Here is a 17738-nt window from a genome sequence, read left to right on the forward strand (position 1 = left end):
TAAGAAAACAAGTCTGTTTATGACTGGTTTTTTTTGGACCTATTACTCGTCCTTGGACTCCGCTGCTGCCGCAATTTCTTCTTTGGCCTTATTTTTTTCCTTGTCCTTTTCTTTACCCTTGGCCTTGCCTTTGCCTTTTGTCTTGCCTTTAGCCGCCGAATCGTCCTTCTCCTTCTCCTGAAGCGAGCGGGCGCTGACGATGGATCCGATATGGAGCGAATCATACGCTTCCTGGGAGGAAGTGAAGGTCTTGCCCTGTCCATGCCAGTTCAGATTCGTATAGATCGGATTGGTGCGGCCCACTTCCTGCTCGCGTTTGGCGATGTAGTCGTTCATCCGTTTCTGCAGGAAGGCTACGACCTCCGGCTCGCGCTCTGCGACATTTTCATTCTCCAGCGGATCCTGAATCAGATTATACAGCTCCACTTCCGGCTTGAAGTGGAAATCCGGCTCCAGCGCGCAGATCAGCTTCCACTCCGGCGTACGCCAGCCATGCTTGCGCATCCATGTGCATTCCGTTATATAGAACTCGCTGACCCGCTTCGCATCCTCGCCCTGGATCAGGCTTGTCAAGCTTTGGCCGTCGAATGCCGTATCGGTCTTGATATCCAGCAGCTCCAGCACCGTCGGCATAATATCGGAGATCAGGCTTACGCCGGAAACCCGTTTTCCCGCCGGAACACGTCCGGGGAATTTGATAATGAGGGGAACAACCAGCGTACAATCATACAGCCCATGATGGTCGAAGAAACAATCATGCTCATAAAGCGTTTCCCCATGATCGGATGTAATGACAATCAATGTTTCTTCTTCAATCCCCATCGCTTCCAGCTTGGCGAACAAGGTTTGGATGCAGGCGTCCATATAGGCGATTGCCCCATCGTATTGCGCCTCCACATACTGCTCATCGGTGACGCCCTCGGGTATCCAGGATTTCAGGAAATTCGCGAAGGGCTTGAAGCCGTAAACCGGCTCCATCGACCGGTTGCTCTCATCTTTCTCGTTGTCGCCGTAGAAAATGCGCTCGAACGGAACTGGCGGCAGGTAAGGAGAATGCGGGTCCATATGCCGCAGAAACAGCAGGAACGGTTTGTCTTCCGCTGCAAGGCGTTCCAGCTCCGGCACGGCGACATTGTTCAGATTTTGCGCTTTGGGCGTACGTCCGGTCTCGTCGGGAACCCAGGATTCGTAGTCAATATAGGTCTGGAAGCCGCGTGAGGACGGATTGCCGGTGAAGCCGATGCAAGTCGTGTTATAGCCGTTCTCGCCCAGCGTCTCGGCCAGCGTCTTCACATGTCCGCCAAGCGGACCCTGATGACGAAGAGCGACGACATCGGTTCCGAATACATCCATTCCTGTCAGCATGGAAGCATAAGCCGGAGTTGTCGGAATACTTGGGCTGAAATGCTTCTCGAACAGCACGCCATCCGCTGCAATCCGGTCCATAAAAGGTGTTGTCAGACGCGAATATCCATATGAGCTCATATGGTCGCGCCGTAAACTATCGATACCGAAAATAACCACATTCGGTTTTTTTGCTGTCATTTCATGATTACCTCCTGAAAGTTTTTTACGAGGCTTTACCTGATCTGCCGGTATTCAGCAGCATCAAGCAAGAACTCACTTCGTAAGCAAAAGCCTGGAACAGGTTTGCGACAATAAGTCATCCAAAGGAAAAACGAGAGCGGAAGGCGGCATTTGAATCTGGAGAAGCGAAGCGTTTGCCTTTGTACCCCGAATTTAACAGATAAAGGTATCCAAAATAAAAAAATTCAGGGGTACAACAGCAATCGGAAGATCAAAGGACTCCTGAAGCGGCTCCGCTTTTCTAACCGTTATTTACGCTTTTCGGTACTTGCAGTTGCGGCTCCTTATCTGCCGCCCAGCTTCTTCAGGCAGGCATTCAAATACCCGTACGATTCCGCCGCCACGATCGATACCTGATCGATCGTGTGGTCCGGTCCGGCACCGATGACCTCCAATACAACGGGGCCGTCATAGCCGCCGTCTACCATCGCCTTGCAGTAGCCGAACAGATCGATATCGCCCCGTCCGCAAGCCTGCAGCTCAATCGGGCCGGGTCCTTGCGCGCGGCCTTTGCAGTCGCGTATGTGTACATGCTTCACACGGCTGAGCACAGCCGGCAGTGCTTCCTCGGCGTTTTCGCCGGAACGGTGGATGTGGCTCGGGTCCATATCTATCCCGAAAGCCGGGGAGGATATAGCCTCCATGGCAGCAAGCGTCGTCGGCGTATTGTCAATCGCATTGCCGACATGAGCCTTCACGCACAGCGTGACTCCATAAGAGGCGGCTTTCTCCGCCAGATGGGTCAATTTGGCGATCGAGGCGGCCAGATCCTCGTCATTGCCGGATTTTCCGCCGGGTCCAACGTTGATAATCGGAATTCCGATGGCCGCACCGGCCTCGAATGCCTTGGTCAATCTTTCCTCGTCCAGCGAAGCGACCTCCATGGACAGGAACTTTAGTCCGTTCTCCTTCACGATAGCCTGCAGCTCATCCTTCTGCTCCTGCCAGCGGTCAAGATCAAGATGCTCGCACATGCCTTTGATAGCCGATATTTCCACGCCGTCATAGCCGGAGCGCGCAATTGCAGCTGCCGCCTCGGCGAAGCTGAACGATTTGAAAAGTACAGAGTTTACGCCTAATTTGACCATAAGTATTGAACACTCCTTCAGTAATATATGGATGGTTGATGCTATTTCATGAACATCGGATCTCCGTGCAGCGGCGGCAGCGGATGCGGACGAACAACCTCTCCGCCGCTCTCATAGGATTCAATGACGGCAAAGGTATATTCCAGAACGGCAAGCGCGTCTCTTCCATTGGCGCGAAGCTGGTCGAACGACACACGGTTGGATACATCCTCAAGGAACGCGTGAAGCCGGTTGTTGAAGGTGCGGTTGAAATCATTGGTGCCGTAATCCGTCACGATGGCTTCAGGCTGAACGCTTATCGCCGGAATGCCCTTTTCCGCTTTCCAGTAGGAGATTTTCTCGACGCAATTCTCGATGCAGAAGGTACCCTTCGAGCCGGCAACCTCCAGGCTCCACCAGCCGCCAAGTCCGTATACCGCGTCTCCTCTCTGACTGAGCAGATAGCCTACGCCGCCATTGGCGAATTTCATATGAATGCTGTTGATCGATACCATAACGTCTCCCGCGCTGCGGCGGAAGCCAGGACGGTCGGAGAAGGTTTGAATATGCGTAATATCGCCGCAGAAATGACGCATAACGCTGAGCGGATGAGTGAGAAACGCTTTCATATGAAAATATGGATGGCCCTTGATCTTCGGCGATCCCGCAAGTCCATAATTCAGATCTCCCCCGTTAAAGCCCATCTTGGCCATGCAGTACACCAATTCGCCGATATCGCCGCTCTCCATGTATGCCTTGGCTTTTTCAGCCGGCGGGGTGAAATAGTGATTCAGATTGCAGCCCAGATACACCTTCTGCTTCTCGGCAAAAGCAACCAGTTCCCGCCCTTCGCGGATGTCGTGGCACAGCGGCTTCTCAACCAGAACATGCTTGCCGTAGCCGATGGCTTCCATAGCCGGCTCAAAATGCCAGCTGCCATTGTCGATGCCGCCTGTCGTAATATCGATCACTTCGATATCCGGCTCATTCTCCACCATATCCTTCAGGCTGTAATAAGCCTTTACGCCATGTTTCTCGGCTGCGGCATCGGCGCGCTCCTTCACCACATCACAGACTGCTACCAGATCAGCAAGCTCATCCTCTCTATAACAATTCGCATGGTTGTTGCCAATTCCATTCATCCCTACAATGCCAATTTTAACGGCCATTTTTCAGTTGCCTCCTATTTGGTTTTTTTGAGATCTACGCATTCTGGATGGAGTTATCGCTTAATGCGACACGGCGTCCTTCCCGCGACGATACATAAGTAGCCAGAACCATTCGCAGCGACGTCATTCCATCCTCGGCAGTCGCCAGCGGAGCGCGCTCGCCCCGGAGAAATTCAGCCAGCGGCTTTGCCAGTCCGCGGATGCGGTGACTATGATTGTCTGGAGAAGGTATATCGCTTTCAATCCAGCCGCCGCTCCCGGGGCTGTATCGTTTCAAGCCTGCCGCGCCTGCGGTACGGGCTACGTTGCAGCTGGGCACATCGCCGTAATTTTGGATAATGCTGCCTTTCTCGCAAATGATCTCCGTCGTATTCTCCGCCGCCGTGCAGGTGAAGGAGCAGCTCACCTCGGCTATCGGGCCGCCGGGATAGCGGAAAATAGCAATCCCGTTGTCATTCGGTATACGCGGATTATATAAGGACTCCAGTTCGGCGGTGACGGTCTCCGGCACACCCAGCAGCCAGTGAATAAAATCGATCGGGTGCGAGGAATCATCCGCCCAGATGTCGCGGTTAAGAGCGGGATTGACATGCCAGCTGTCGGCAAAATCCGGACTCAGCCCCATCGGCAGGCCGTGACGGCGGCGGACCATGAACACACGTCCAAGCTCGCCGCTCTGAAGCCACTCTTTCATCTGCATATTCTGAGGATCGACCCGCATCTGCCAGGCCAGTGTGAACGGAACCTTGCATGTCTGAACCGCATCCGCGATACGCTTGGCTTCATCCATCGTCAGCGCCATCGGCTTTTGAAGCACTATTGCTTTGCCGCTCGATGCCGCAAGCTCTGCAAGCCCGGCGTGCTTCGAGGTTTCCGAGCCGATCACCACCGCCTGGATATCGTCACGCTTCAATAATTCATCCGCATTCGCATAGACTTCTATCCCGAATGCGCTTCTTGCCGTTTCCAGTCTCGCAGGATCGTGATCCCAGCCCGCCAATACGCTTATCCCGAATTCCGGCTTCTTCCATTCCTCGCAGTACGCATGGACATGCCCATGGGCAAATCCGAGAATCCCTACACCAATCGGCTTGATTCTGCATCGCCTCCTTAGGTTCAACATGGATATGAGAACGGTTTCTTGTACTCATCATAATCAACCGCACTCCAAAAATCTTGGCGTATCGGGACAATAACTAATGCGATCGAGACCATTTGCAGCGTACAAGGGTAAGCGCTTGCAGGTTTTACCCTTTTACAGCGCCGGCCGTCATGCCCGCGACTATTTTCTTATTGAAGAAAATAAACAGAATGAGCGGCGGAATGGAGATCAGCACGATATCGGCAAACAGCAAATTCCAGGAGGACGTGAACCGGCTGGTAAAGTTATAAAGCGTCAGCTGCACCGTCGCATTGTCCGCCCCCGGGAAGAAATACAGGGGATTGACGAAATCATTGAACACGTTAATGGAGGTCAGGACTACAACCGTTGAGGTAACCGGCTTCAATAGCGGGAAAATAATATGGAAAAACAGGCGTATGCCGCCGCATCCGTCGATAAAGGCGCTCTCGTCGATTTCTTTGGGCAGCGTGGCCACGAAGGCCTTGTAGAGAATCGCCGAGAACGGAAAATGCAGCGCGACCTCGACCAGCGTGATGCCGGCCAATGTTTTGAACAGACCGATCGAATCCAGCACCCAGATCGTCGGAACGATAGCAGGCGGAATCATCAGCCCGGCCAGCACGATGAAATTCAGCAGGGACGATCCCCTGCCCCCTTCCCTGCGCTGAAGCACAAAGCCGGCCATGGCGCTGACGAAGACGAGAATAACGATCGACAGTACCGTGAGCAGCGTACTGTTATAGAAGGCGCGCAGCAGCATATTGTCGGCAGCCGTGAGAACGGCTTTGTAATTGCTGAAAATTTCAAAGGATTTCGGCCAGGTCATCGACATCAGCGCCGCATCCTGCTGGTTTTTGAAGGAATTGATAATAACGAAGTAAAAGGGCACCCAGAATATAATCGTGGTCACGACAACTGCAATAAATCCGACGGATATCCGTTTGACACGTTCGCTCATAGGTCTACCTCGCTTTTGGTCAGAAACTTGTATAACGGGAAAGCAAGCACCGATACCCCGATGAACAAGATGACATTCCCCGCCGTAGCAAGGCCGTAGAAGCCGGCCTGATACTGCTTGTAGATAATGGAGGCGATCAGGTCGGTGGTGAAGCCCGGCCCGCCCTTGGTCATCGCCCAGATCAGATCGAAGGTCCGCAGACCCCCGATAAAAGCCAGAATAATGACGGAGTTCATCGCCGGACGGGACAGGGGCAGCGTAATATGGCGGAAGGCCGCAAGATTGCTGCCGCCGTCGATTTTGAGCGCTTCATAGTAGACCTGGGGAATGGCCGTTATCCCGGCGATGAAGATGACGGTGGCGATTCCCACTCCCTTCCATACATCAACCAGGGCAACCGACAATAGAGCGATATGCGTGTTGCCGAGCCAGTCGGGACCTGTGATGCCAAGCGCGCCCAGCGCCACATTAATAATCCCCTGTGACGGATGCATCATCGTGGAGAAGGTAATCCCGACGGCGATGGTGCTGAGCAGCGTGGGGAAGAAAACTACGGAGCGCAAATAATTTTTGGCGATAATTCTTGAAGTCAGGAAAGCGCCGAGCAGCAAACCCAGCAGCACCTTCAATCCACAGGTGACCACCGCAAAGATCAGCGTGTTGCGAAACCCGATGCTGAGCGCCGTTTCGGAGAAGAAGGTGACATAGTTGTCCATGCCGATAAATTCCCATTTCGTGAGCGTCCATCTCGTCGTGCTGAAGAAGAAGGACAGGAGCGTCGGCAGCAAATAGAAGGTAAAATAGATCACACCTGCAGGCAGCAGAAAAAAAAGATACGAATACATCCGCTTGGAGGCGGTATTCATCATGCGCTCATCCTTTCTCTTGGACAGTAGAAGCCGCCGGGAGGCCTTCCCTCGCGGCGCGCTCCGATTGAACAGACATACCCTGCAGCAGAAGTTGCAGGGTATGAATACGTTTTAGCCTATGGCTTCATCACCAGCCGGGGAGCGCCAGCTGCTGCGCCTGCTTCTCGACGTCCTTGTCGTAATCCTTGGCCCCCTGCGCCGCGGTGTTGATCCCGCTGCCTACAGCGACCGTAATATTCTCCAGGTTGGGGCCTTTGACCGGGGACAGAAATTCCAGAGCCGGCGCTGTTTTGCCTTCGTCAAAGTAAGACTGCATTTCTTTAACCCCTGCATAGGTGTCTTCGGGAAGATCAATACCGGTAATCAGGTAGGGTCCGGATGCTTTGAGCTTGGATGACAGGACGGACTGGCCTTCAGGCGACAGGAAATATTCCGTCCACTTTTTGGCGGCTTCCAGATTCTTGCTGTCCTTGTTGAGATAGAGCGCGCTTGGCATCCACACCGTTAGTCCATTGATGTCCGCGCTGTCGCTTGGCTCCGGGAACACGCCGATATCGTTGATTTTGTCGGGGAAGTTCTGGAATATCGAGTCAAGCGCCGAGGTGAGCATCGGATAATGCACACCGTCGCCCTCCGCGAGCATTTTGAGCCCTGCATCATAGGTGGTAGCCAGGAAATCCTTGTTCATATATCCGCGCTTGTATACGTCCTCGATTTTCTCGAAGCCTCTGAGCGCTGCCGGCGTGGTCGCATATTTGGCCTTGTTGGCCGTATAATCGTCCGCAAAGGATGCATTTTGCGACTGGACGTTGTAATAATCTCCGAGTATGAGCAGTTGGGAGGTCCAGGTGTCCTTGTAAGTGCCGATCACCGCCGTCTTGCCCGCCGCCTTGATCTTCTCATTGTTGGCCATAAATTCATCCCATGTGCGCGGAATCTCAAGTCCCAGGTCGGCATACACCTTCTTGTTGTACAGAACGGCGCCGACAACCGTCGTGCCGACCGGAACGCCAAACACCTTGCCGCTTGCCGTAACCGTCGTTTTGAAGGAATCCAGCACATCCGCCATGAAGGGTTCGCCGCTCAGATCGGCAAAGTTCTCCTCAGGGCTCAGCGCCTGCAGCAGCGATCCGGAATTGTACACCAGCAAATCGTCCATATCGCCTGTAGCCAGACGGGTTTTAACCAGATTGTCGCCCTCCGTGCCGTCCGGCTTGATATCGAATTCAATGGCAATGTTCAGTTTCTTCTCAGCCTCTGCCGCTACGACCTTGAGCGCATCAAGCGTCGTTCCGGTATTGCCGACCATCAGCGTTAACGTTACCTTCTTGGCGGCAGGCGCTTCCGCGCTGCTTCCGCCGCCTTCATCAGCTGCATTCGTACCGGCAGGCTTGCTGTTGCCAGGATTCTCATTGTTTGTCGTGCCGCTTGTTCCACAGCCGGTTGTCAGGATGATCATAAGCGAGATGCAGGCCGCAAAAATGGTCATGACGCTTCTTCTTTTTCGCATGCTTTTTTGGTCCTCCCTTTTTGTATGCGCATTCATGTATGAATGGCAGTCCGTATGAATTAAGTTTAGAGGGATTGCCATGCTCCGCCTACCTGTAGATTGGCTATTTTGGGAGGGTGATTTTGCTTTTCAGCCTTATTTCGTTCGTTTGGCGTAAGCCTGCGGCGATTCGCCCACGATTTTTTTGAACACATGACTGAAATGCTTCGCATCTTCATAACCGACCAGACCGCTCACATCCGAGAGCCGTTCCATCCCTTCGGTGAGCAGGATCTTCGCCTTGCCGATGCGGTAATGAATCAGATAGTCGGAGAAGGTGCAGCCAGTCTGATTCTTGAAGAGCTTGGACAAATAGCCAAGGCTGACATGATGATCCGCTGCAAACTGCTGCAGGCAGATATTATGCTGATAATGGCTGTGGATCCACTGCATGAGCAGAGGGATCATACTTTTCGGCTTCATAGCCTTGCTTTCCCGGCCCGGATGGAGATTCATAATTTTCGCGCTCAGCCATCCATTCAGCTCCTCGTAGCTTGATAGTTCATTCAGACTCGACAGCAGCTCATCCTGCATCTTGGGCTGATCGACGCGGCCCTGCTGCGATAGGCGCCATTTGAACTGCAGGGAGTATAGTAAATCACGGATAAAACCTTGCAGCTGCCGCATGGTGATTTTTTTCCGCTTCAGCTCCGCAGTAATTTTGTGGATCATTTCCGTTCCCCTGCGGAGGTCTCCCTGGCTGAACAGCGTTTCCATCATCCGCACCTTATCCCAGATGCCGCTGATATCCGCATCCATCGTCCGGGCATCGGGGGAAATGCAGGTCGGCATGCCGAGCCGCATGTTTTCTTCCAGCCTCCGGTTAAGGAGGGCAAAGCATTTGCTGAGCCGCTCATTCGCGTTCTTGAAAACATAGCTGAGCTGAACACTCTCATCCATCCGCTGAAAAAGCGCGATCAGTCTGGATTCCATGCCGCATTTGCCGGAATCGGCGGCAACCGGAACGAGGATGATTTTCCGCCGGGAATCCAGATCCAGACAATGAATATCCTCCTCCCGGACAGTGCCGTAAACGATCTGGCTCCTCAGCTCGCTATTGTGGATACCGGTATCCTGCCAGCCTCTGTGCGCTCCCCAGTTTCCCAGCAGAAGCAGCGCCATCAAATATCCATGCCCATAGAACGGCGCAGCCATCTCTTCCTCCGCCGGACACGATGCGAACAGCATCCGGCTGATGGACCAGTTCATCCGCTCTTCCCGCTGTCTTTGCTCGTTCCGGATGCCGTTTATCGCTTTATCGATGCTCAAGTACAAGGCATCCTTCTTGACGGGCTTGAGCAAATAGTCCACAACGCCGATCTTCACCCCCTGCCGGGCATACTCGAATTCATCATGAACGCTCAGGATAATCCCTTTGACCGCGGGATCGGCTTTGCTCAGCTCGCTGATCAGTTCCAGGCCGTCCATCCCGGGCATATTGATATCGGTCAGCACCAGATGCGGCTGCGCCCTGGCTGCTGCAGCCAAAGCGTCCTCCCCGTTCCCGAAGGCAAAAATACGGTGCTCCTCCTCATAGCTCTGAAATAAGGTCTTCAATTCCTCCAGCGCCCAGCGCTCATCCTCGACGAGAAATATATTCATGCGCGTCCCTTCCCTTTCCATCTGCAGGTATAAGGTATGGAATTTCCAGCTTGACGGTTGTCCCTTCGCCTGGAAGGCTCATGATGTGTAATCCGTAATTCCCGCCATAAAATAATTGAATCCGCTGCTGAATGTTCAGTAAGCCGATTCCGCGTGTGTCGTGATCAAGCTCTCCCGACAGAATGGGGGTGCGCAGCATGCTGCGCAGCTCCTGCTGCTTCTCCCCGTCCATCCCCCTGCCGTTGTCCGTCACTTCGATCTGAAGCATTCCGCTGCTTCGGTGCGCCCGGAGTCTGATGACGCCTCCTGACTTCGTTTTGCCAAGACCGTGAATGATCGCATTCTCTATAAGCGGCTGAATTGTAAGCTTCAAGATGGATGACTGCAGCAGTTCGTCGGGAATATCGCAGTGGAGCTCGAACCGGTCGAAGAAACGATGCTGCTGGATGTTCATATAACAGCGGATATGCTCCAGCTCATCCTTGAGCGCAACAGGATGCTGCAGATTCTTCATGCTGTACTGGAACAATTCCGCCAGCGATTCCGACATTTCCGCCACTTCCTCAATTCCTTTGATGCGACTGATGGATTTCATAATGTTCAAGGTGTTGTACAGAAAATGCGGATTAATCTGGGCCTGCAGGGCCGATAATTGAGCATCCTTCTCCGCCAGCCTGGACTGGTACGCTTCGTTGATCAAACGGGATATGCTGCCCAGCATGTCGTTATAAATCCGGCTCAGGCGGCCGATTTCGTTATTGCTTCTGACCTCCATCCGCTGCGAGAAGTCGCCCTGCTCGACCCGGATCATCTTCTTCATCAGATTATGGAGCGGTATTGTAATGTGATAAGACAGAATATAGGAAACAAGCGCGATAATCATAACCGCCGCGAGTCCGACCAGGATCAAAATCAGCTGTGTGCGCTTGATCTGGGCAAGCAGATACTCATTGGGGATCAATACAGCGGTTCTCCAGCCCGTATAGGCGGACCTGTCGATGGTATACAGATATTTTCTGCCGTTCCACGTCAGCTCCGAAGAAGAAGCCTTTCCCCCCGGCAGCATCGCAGCGCTCAGATTCTGCAGCGTGCCGCTTGTCAGCTCATTCTTGTTGTCATATACGACCGTTCCTTCATCGTTTAAAATAAACACGCGCATATTCTTCTCCATCTCATTGCTGTCCGACTGGACCAGCATATCCCGGAATACATCGACGTTGATGTTGATTTTCATAAAGGCGATGGTGCTGCGCGAAGGAATGCGGTTGATGCTGCGGACAAAAGAAATGACCTTCGGCGACTCGATATCGTGGATGTCCTCCACTACGGTGGGCAGAAGCAGAAATTTCTTCTTGTAGTCGTAGTCATGCCCGGTATACCAGTCTTCTTTCTCCAGGCTGTCCGTCAGCTTCGGCCCGCTGGAGCGCGATACATAATAGGCATACCGGTCCAAAGTGAACAAGTATATGCTCTGCACCTTCGGCTGCGGATGCATCAGGGTGTAAAGCCTGCTTGACAGCGAAAGCTCGATGCGGTTTTGCTCCACCGGATTATCCGTCTCATAGTGATCGAGCAGATTGCGCTGCACGAGAGGATCCCCGAAAATCGAGACGGACATCGCCTCCATCTCGTGGATGTACAGCTCTACCGTGCGGCTGAACTGCTTCGTAATCGTGCTGGATAAGGCATAGGTTTGATTTTTGGTATCGCTTACATTTTTGAAATACAAAATGGTGCATGCCAGAAGCACCGTGAGCAGGAAAACAACAGAAAAGGTGATGAACATCTTGGTCTTCAACATCATATCGTTCCAACGCCGCATCCATGATCAACCCTCCCGCCGATTGTTGATCGTTATTATACAACAAGCTGCAGCTTGTTGCAGTAAGAAGTACGGGGTGATATTTATTGGCAGGAAATATCAAACAGACCCAAAAAAGCCGCCCTAAAGCGGCTCAATTGGGTCTGTTTGAAGACCGGTCAGATTTCCTTGCGGTTCAAATAAATCAAGCCTGCCATGAAGAAGACCACAAAGCTGCCCAGAACCGTGATCATCAGACTTTCATAAGGGATCATGAATCCGCCAACGCCGCCTGAGCCGGAGCCGGAAGGCATCATCGCCAGCAGCGGCTGCGCCCATGGGTAGAAAGGGGCAAATCTAGCGGAATTGACGATCAGGATATTGGGCAGAGTGAGCATCACATTAATGACAAGAGGGGCAGCGAAGCTGGTCCAGGCAATCGATACCCCCAGCTGGACGGCGGCAAGAGGCAGACAGGCCACCCATCCTCCGATCACGCACCGCAGCAGCATGGACCAGGGAACCTCGGCTTCTATTCCATGATACAAGGCGGCAGCCAGTATGGCAGCCAGGAAGAGCAGCTGCACCACAGCCAGCATCAGTGCCACAACAACAAATTTTGCAAAGAACAGACCCGATCGCGATAATGGCAGCGACAGCATCAGCTTCCAGCCCCCTCCATGCTCATACCGGCAGACGAATGCGGCGAATATGCCGGTAAGGATAGGCAGCAGCAGCATGGCGTGGGGGACAGGTGTCATCCCCATTATTAGTGCCTGATAAGGAGCTCCGGCATCTTCGGCCCTGAAGGTGATCATGATTCCAATCAACGCGGAGATCAGCGGACTGAGCGGCAGCAGCAGCCAGATACGGGATTTGACCAGCTTCAGACGTTCTGCAGCCAGCGCTCTAAGGAAGGATGACATCTTACTCCACATCCTTTCTCTCGAAATGGAGACTGCCCGCAAACAAAAGAACAAATCCAAGCGCCAGTCCCGCACCGACAAACAGCAGCCGGTGAGGTCCCGTATACCCCAGAAGCGGCCAGCTGATGGGCGCCCATTCCGTAAAATACATGGAGAATAATGAAGCCACCGCCATCAATAACCCGATGGAAACCGGCAAAGCCTGATTCCGGAAGGTTAAGGTCATCCACAGAAAAAGCGCCAGTGCCGGGAATGAGGCGATAAACGGGAAGAAACACAGCTTTAACAGAGCGCCAACCGGAAAATCGTAACCGAACCCCAGCAGAACGCCAAGAATGAGCGTTCCAATTGCCAACAGCGCGCAGGACAAGCTGAGTACAAGGAGCACGACGGCGAATTTGGCGGCGAATACCGCCGTTCTTGATATCGGCAGGGCCAGCAGCTGCTTCCACGAGCTCATGCCATGCTCGATATTCGCGGTAAGCGAGCAGATGAGCGTAATACCCATGAACAGAGAAACCGGCACAAAGGCCAGAATATTATTCAGCAGTCCGCCCCAGAGATCATCCGCATGCTGCTTGGTAAGGTAATCATAACGAAGGCCAAAATTAACCGCCTGCATGGCGATCAGCCCTGCCGGTCCTACAATAGCGAGCAGCCAGATCCCTTTGCCGCGTATTTTCAACAGGTCGGCCGAGAACGCTTTGGCTATCATAATGTTCGAACCTCCCCCACAATTTGCAGGAAGAGATCTTCAAGCGATTTCTTTCTTTCCTCCACACGATATACGTCATGCTCCCGCTCCACCAGGCATCTGACCATCACTGCAACCGTATCGTCGCTTGCCTGCTCCATGACGATTCCGCTATCCGTGAGTCTGGCGCGCACGCCCTGCTCATGCATGGCCACCAGCGCCTTGTCCGGCTCCGACACCACCAGCGTAATCGCGCCCTTCGCCTGCTGCCGCAAATTCCCGATCGTGTCCTGGAAAACCAGTTCACCCTGCCGGATTATTCCGACAGTATTGACCATCTGCTCCACCTCGCTCAGCATATGGCTGGAGACCAGGACGGTAATCCCATGCTGCTTCGGCATGCTTTTGATCAATTCGCGGATTTCCAGTATCCCGGAAGGGTCCAGTCCATTCGTAGGCTCGTCCAGAATGAGCAGCTCCGGGCTGCCAAGCAGTGCGCTTGCGATTCCCAGGCGCTGCTTCATCCCGAGCGAAAATCCCTTGACCGGACGGGCCGACTCCTTCGTCAAACCGACAGTTTCCAGCACCTCGGCTATTTTGGGTCCCGGAATATCCAATATGCGCCGCACCGCCTCCAAATTCTGAACAGCGCTCAGATGCCCGTAATAGGAGGGATATTCAACAAGCGATCCCACCTTCCGCAGAATGCGGAGCCGCTCTTTCCGCAGCTCCAGACCGAACAAATTGACCGAGCCTTTCGAGGGTTTGATTAGTCCCAGCATCATTTTGATCGCGGTCGTTTTGCCTGCCCCGTTGGGCCCGAGAAAGCCGTAGATTTCCCCTCGGCCAATCTTCAAATTCAGGTTCGACACCGCGTAGCGTCCGCGGTATTTCTTGCATAGTCCATTTGTTTGGATCACCCATTGATTCATGTCTTTCACCTCTTAAACGATGATAGCGCATGAAGTTTAAAACAAAGGATCCCCTTAGATTAAATTTGGTTTAAAAATTAGAATCCATTGCGCGGGGATAAATATATACACGCGTGCCTTCCATAGAACCGGCCGTCTGGCGGCAAAGCCCCATCTCCCGGAGCAGATAATCGACAATGGCAAGGCCGATACCCGCCCCTTTGCCGGGGGAATCCGTATCCATTCCCTCACCCCGGTCGGCAATGACAAGGGCGAGCGTCCCTTCATGCTCCTCCGTATAAATCCCGATATAGGCTCCACCGCCCGCATGTCTGGCGACATTTTGGAACAGATTGTCCAATACCCGTCTGAAAGCTTCCTTGTCCACATTCCAGATCAGGGGCTGCTCCGGCAGCTGAACATCAGCATCAATTCCCTCTTTCTCCCAGTGGGGATACCAGGCAGCCGCGCTTTCCCGAACAAGCCGCAGCACATCCTGCCGCTCAGTTTGCAGCGTATACCGGCCGCTCGCCATTAGCGTGTAGGACAGCAGATTCTCGATCTGACTGCCCATATCGCCTATTTTGCCTTCAATTTGGCTCAATGCCTTCTGAGCGGACTGACCGGGCACATCTCTGCGGAGCGAATAGATTTGGCTGCTTATAATCGTGAGCGGCGTTCTCAGGTCATGGGACAGATTGGAGATCAGCCGCTTGCGCAGCTCCTCTTCTTCCCTCTCCCGTTGGCGGCTGGCCCTCAGCTGGACCACCATTTCGTTAAAAGCGCCCTCAAGCTGGCCGATCTCATCCTCCTTATGCTGCACAATGGGAAGCGGAAGACTATTGTCCGCCGGCAGCGCCATAGCGGATTGCATGCCGAGCAGACGCACGCGGATCTGTCTGAAGAACAGCCAGGACAGCAGGATAAACAGGACGAACATCAGCACCATAAATCCGATCAAATAGGTTGTGCTATACCCTAAAGGAGCCGTATGCCGCAGCAGGGATCTTTGTATTTGCAGCACCATGAACGCTTTTGCGCTGTCATCCTTGCCGAGAAGAGCTATTACGGTAAACGGATCCCGGTTAACGCTTTCCTTCATGAACCGGATAGCGGAAGACGCTGTCCAATGCAGGGGAAGCCCCGCCTGCTGCGGCAGCTGAAGCCGGGTGCCGCCGTCGACGTCCACCCAGAACAAGGATGCATCCGGATACTTCCCCTTTAACTCCTTCAGGCGCCGATTGATTTGATCGGCGCTCTGATTGGCCAGCATGGCTGCCTCTTGATGCCAGGCTGATTCCAGATCGGCTGCGCTTCCGTATTGAGACGTATTCGTATCGAGGCTGCGGGTTACCGGAGCCGAGATCACCAGGGCAAGGGAAGCCAGCGCGAACATCACTGGAATAAACAATAAGGCGAGCAGAACAATCAACAAATAACGGGACATTAGAGACCGGCGAAACCCGGCGCCGCTGCGCTTGTTCCTCACAGCCTCACCCGGTAGCCGATACCGCGCAGCGTTTCGATCACTTCGGGAGCGGCCGGATCGCGTTCAATGCGCTCGCGCAAATAACGAATGTGAACCATGAGCGTTTTGTCCCCATCGAAATACGGTTCCCCCCACACGGCTTCATAGATTTGTTCCTTGGTCATAATTTGCCCGAGATGGCGCAGCAGGTAGGAGAAGATCTGAAACTGCTTGCCAGTCAGCAAAATCTCCTCTCCGGTCTCGGTGTTCTCGATCCTTTTCTCCTTCTCGTAGACTAGCAGATGCTTGATCGCCACAGGTTCCACAGGATGAGCGCCGGAGCGCCGGAGCAGCACTTCAATCCGCGCCAGCAATTCATCGGGATGAAACGGCTTGGTCAAATAATCATCGGCGAACTGCAGGCCAGCAAGCTTGTCGTCTATCGCGGTCCGGGCCGACAGCATGAGGATGGGAATGCCCGGCTCCGCTTTCTTAAGCCGCTGTCCGACGGTGAAGCCGTCCAGTCCGGGCAGCATGACATCGAGAATGACAAGCCCGCAGCCCGGCGCCTCCTCCAGCGCTTTATCTCCGCTCTGCAGCCACTTCACGGCATAGCCGCATTCCTGCAAATGCCGGCTCGTCCAGCTGCCAATCTCCCGATCATCTTCGATATATAGAATTACTGCTTTCATATTTATTCTATCCTTTCGTCTGAACCTGCCAGAAACCATTTCCATTATAATATAACATGTGAGACCAACCGGCCATCATGCCGGATGGATTCTATGATTTCAGGCAAAAGAAATAGCAGCCCGGCATGAATTCATGCGCTGGACTGCCATTGTTATTCGTTATGAGACGGAAGCGGCTATTTCCTGCAGATAGACCGGACGATTCTCCGCCATGGAGCGGTACGCCGCAAACATCATTTGCATCGTGACCAGATTATCCCTGACGCTGTTCTCCGGCTCGCGTTCTTCCTCGATGGCGCAGAGCAATTCCCCCATCGTTCCAATGAAAGCATGCGGGAACCATAGACCTTCAAGCTTCGGCGCATACAAACGGCCTGGTTCAAGAAGCTTGCTGTAATAGCCTATCGTATCGCCCTGGCCGTTGGGATAATTATAAAGCGCCCCGTTCGTCCCCTTGACGATTCCCTCCGTCCCTTCGAACCGGAACGTCGCATACCAGTCGTCCTGAGGCATGCCATTATTATGATTATCGTGGATAAGCCCGCGGGCGTCGCCGGGGAATTTGATATGAATCATCGTCCGTGTCTCACCTGTGACCCCTTGTCCGGGGTATCTGGCTCCATCGGCATAAATATATTCCGGAATCATGCCCATTACGCTGCGGATCGAATCCAGATAATGAATGCTGTGATACATAATCTCCAGCGTTTCAATCCCGGCTATCCATGGCCAAATCTCCCATGGCGTATGGACATTCACCTGTATTGTCGCCTGCAGCGGAGCTCCGATCAATCCGCGACCGGTCAAATCCCTGCAAGCGCGGATACCCGGCGCCCAGCGCATTTGCTGGTTGGAGGCGGCTTTAACCCCTGACCTGCCGCACAGCTCCACAATTTGCGAAGCGATTTGGTAGGATTCCGCCAGCGGCTTCTGACAGAGCAGATGCTTGCCGCTGGCAGCGGCGGCCAGGACCACATCCCATTGATATTTGGCGGGAACGGCGATGTCCACCACATCGATATCCGGGTCCTTGAGAAGCTGCTCCAGACTGTCGTAGACTTTGCCGATGCCATACCGCTGCGCAGCTTCTACGGCCCTGCTGCGATTAATATCATAGATTCCCGCCACACGGAAGCCAGCCAGCCGATATGCCGGAAGATGGGCATTCAATACGATGTCCCCGGCACCGACGATACCGATTCCGTAGTCCTTATTGCGCGGCAGCTTCGGCTTGTAATTCAGCTCTATTCCATCCGGCGATGGATGCTTGCTCATGAATGCGCGCTCCTTCCTCTGCTGGATCTGCTGTTATGGATAGGGAA

Annotated in this window: 15 protein-coding genes; all 15 read right to left on the reverse strand. The window is 53.6% G+C overall.

Annotated elements, in window-relative coordinates:
- Nucleotides 1–42: 42 nt before the first annotated feature.
- Nucleotides 43–1545, reverse strand: coding sequence for a sulfatase family protein (locus ACFOLF_RS03210; RefSeq protein WP_210039849.1), 1503 nt, complete (start codon nt 1543–1545; stop codon nt 43–45).
- Nucleotides 1546–1871: 326 nt separating this feature from the next.
- Nucleotides 1872–2675 (reverse strand): sugar phosphate isomerase/epimerase family protein, encoded by an 804-nt coding sequence (locus tag ACFOLF_RS03215; protein ID WP_210039848.1) that lies wholly within the window; start codon nt 2673–2675, stop codon nt 1872–1874.
- A gap of 41 nt (nt 2676–2716) precedes the next feature.
- The gene (locus tag ACFOLF_RS03220) at nt 2717–3823 is read right to left on the reverse strand and encodes a Gfo/Idh/MocA family protein (RefSeq protein ID WP_210039847.1); all 1107 of its coding nucleotides are present in this window, start codon (nt 3821–3823) and stop codon (nt 2717–2719) included.
- A gap of 34 nt (nt 3824–3857) precedes the next feature.
- On the reverse strand, nt 3858–4946 hold the full coding sequence (locus tag ACFOLF_RS03225) for a Gfo/Idh/MocA family protein (RefSeq protein WP_210039846.1): 1089 nt from the start codon (nt 4944–4946) through the stop codon (nt 3858–3860).
- Between the two features lie 124 nt (nt 4947–5070).
- The gene (locus ACFOLF_RS03230) at nt 5071–5904 is read right to left on the reverse strand and encodes a carbohydrate ABC transporter permease (protein ID WP_210039845.1); all 834 of its coding nucleotides are present in this window, start codon (nt 5902–5904) and stop codon (nt 5071–5073) included.
- Nucleotides 5901–6770: a carbohydrate ABC transporter permease gene (locus tag ACFOLF_RS03235; protein WP_210040007.1), complete on the reverse strand. Its 870-nt coding sequence runs from the start codon at nt 6768–6770 to the stop codon at nt 5901–5903. The genes ACFOLF_RS03230 and ACFOLF_RS03235 overlap by 4 nt, the downstream gene beginning before the upstream one ends.
- Before the next feature lie 130 nt (nt 6771–6900).
- Nucleotides 6901–8283, reverse strand: coding sequence for an ABC transporter substrate-binding protein (locus ACFOLF_RS03240; RefSeq protein ID WP_210039844.1), 1383 nt, complete (start codon nt 8281–8283; stop codon nt 6901–6903).
- 135 nt (nt 8284–8418) lie between these two features.
- Nucleotides 8419–9924, reverse strand: a complete 1506-nt coding sequence (locus ACFOLF_RS03245) for a response regulator transcription factor (RefSeq protein WP_210039843.1) — start codon at nt 9922–9924, stop codon at nt 8419–8421.
- Nucleotides 9899–11746 (reverse strand): sensor histidine kinase, encoded by a 1848-nt coding sequence (locus ACFOLF_RS03250; RefSeq protein ID WP_210039842.1) that lies wholly within the window; start codon nt 11744–11746, stop codon nt 9899–9901. The genes ACFOLF_RS03245 and ACFOLF_RS03250 overlap by 26 nt, the downstream gene beginning before the upstream one ends.
- A 158-nt stretch (nt 11747–11904) precedes the next feature.
- Nucleotides 11905–12651 carry an ABC transporter permease gene (locus ACFOLF_RS03255; protein WP_210039841.1) on the reverse strand — a complete coding sequence of 249 codons (747 nt, stop codon included), beginning with the start codon at nt 12649–12651 and terminating at the stop codon, nt 11905–11907.
- 1 nt (nt 12652) lies between these two features.
- Nucleotides 12653–13366: an ABC transporter permease gene (locus ACFOLF_RS03260; RefSeq protein WP_210039840.1), complete on the reverse strand. Its 714-nt coding sequence runs from the start codon at nt 13364–13366 to the stop codon at nt 12653–12655.
- A complete protein-coding gene (locus ACFOLF_RS03265; protein WP_210039839.1) occupies nt 13363–14277 on the reverse strand; it encodes an ABC transporter ATP-binding protein in 915 nt (304 codons plus the stop codon). The genes ACFOLF_RS03260 and ACFOLF_RS03265 overlap by 4 nt, the downstream gene beginning before the upstream one ends.
- Nucleotides 14278–14347: 70 nt before the next feature.
- Complete coding sequence (locus tag ACFOLF_RS03270) at nt 14348–15745, reverse strand: sensor histidine kinase (protein WP_379113318.1); 1398 nt, start codon at nt 15743–15745, stop codon at nt 14348–14350.
- Nucleotides 15742–16416, reverse strand: a complete 675-nt coding sequence (locus ACFOLF_RS03275) for a response regulator transcription factor (protein WP_210039838.1) — start codon at nt 16414–16416, stop codon at nt 15742–15744. Before ACFOLF_RS03275 ends, ACFOLF_RS03270 begins: the two co-directional genes overlap by 4 nt.
- A gap of 159 nt (nt 16417–16575) precedes the next feature.
- Entirely contained in the window at nt 16576–17691 is a 1116-nt protein-coding gene (locus ACFOLF_RS03280) for a Gfo/Idh/MocA family protein (protein ID WP_210039837.1), read from the reverse strand.
- Nucleotides 17692–17738 lie beyond the last annotated feature (47 nt).

It is taken from the genome of Paenibacillus sepulcri, from assembly GCF_042647105.1.
Taxonomy (GTDB): Bacteria; Bacillota; Bacilli; order Paenibacillales; family Paenibacillaceae; genus Paenibacillus_Z; species Paenibacillus_Z sepulcri.

Excerpts from the sequence above, each read along its gene's own strand:
- ACFOLF_RS03280 (WP_210039837.1), bottom strand. The coding sequence starts at position 17,691 with ATGAGCAAGCATCCATCGCCGGATGGAATAGAGCTGAATTACAAGCCG.
- ACFOLF_RS03260 (WP_210039840.1), bottom strand. The coding sequence starts at position 13,366 with ATGATAGCCAAAGCGTTCTCGGCCGACCTGTTGAAAATACGCGGCAAA.
- ACFOLF_RS03215 (WP_210039848.1), bottom strand. The coding sequence starts at position 2,675 with ATGGTCAAATTAGGCGTAAACTCTGTACTTTTCAAATCGTTCAGCTTC.
- ACFOLF_RS03245 (WP_210039843.1), bottom strand. The coding sequence starts at position 9,924 with ATGAATATATTTCTCGTCGAGGATGAGCGCTGGGCGCTGGAGGAATTG.
- ACFOLF_RS03210 (WP_210039849.1), bottom strand. The coding sequence starts at position 1,545 with ATGACAGCAAAAAAACCGAATGTGGTTATTTTCGGTATCGATAGTTTA.
- ACFOLF_RS03275 (WP_210039838.1), bottom strand. The coding sequence starts at position 16,416 with ATGAAAGCAGTAATTCTATATATCGAAGATGATCGGGAGATTGGCAGC.
- ACFOLF_RS03235 (WP_210040007.1), bottom strand. The coding sequence starts at position 6,770 with ATGAATACCGCCTCCAAGCGGATGTATTCGTATCTTTTTTTTCTGCTG.
- ACFOLF_RS03225 (WP_210039846.1), bottom strand. The coding sequence starts at position 4,946 with ATGTTGAACCTAAGGAGGCGATGCAGAATCAAGCCGATTGGTGTAGGG.
- ACFOLF_RS03230 (WP_210039845.1), bottom strand. The coding sequence starts at position 5,904 with ATGAGCGAACGTGTCAAACGGATATCCGTCGGATTTATTGCAGTTGTC.
- ACFOLF_RS03265 (WP_210039839.1), bottom strand. The coding sequence starts at position 14,277 with ATGAATCAATGGGTGATCCAAACAAATGGACTATGCAAGAAATACCGC.
- ACFOLF_RS03240 (WP_210039844.1), bottom strand. The coding sequence starts at position 8,283 with ATGCGAAAAAGAAGAAGCGTCATGACCATTTTTGCGGCCTGCATCTCG.
- ACFOLF_RS03220 (WP_210039847.1), bottom strand. The coding sequence starts at position 3,823 with ATGGCCGTTAAAATTGGCATTGTAGGGATGAATGGAATTGGCAACAAC.
- ACFOLF_RS03255 (WP_210039841.1), bottom strand. The coding sequence starts at position 12,651 with ATGTCATCCTTCCTTAGAGCGCTGGCTGCAGAACGTCTGAAGCTGGTC.
- ACFOLF_RS03250 (WP_210039842.1), bottom strand. The coding sequence starts at position 11,746 with ATGCGGCGTTGGAACGATATGATGTTGAAGACCAAGATGTTCATCACC.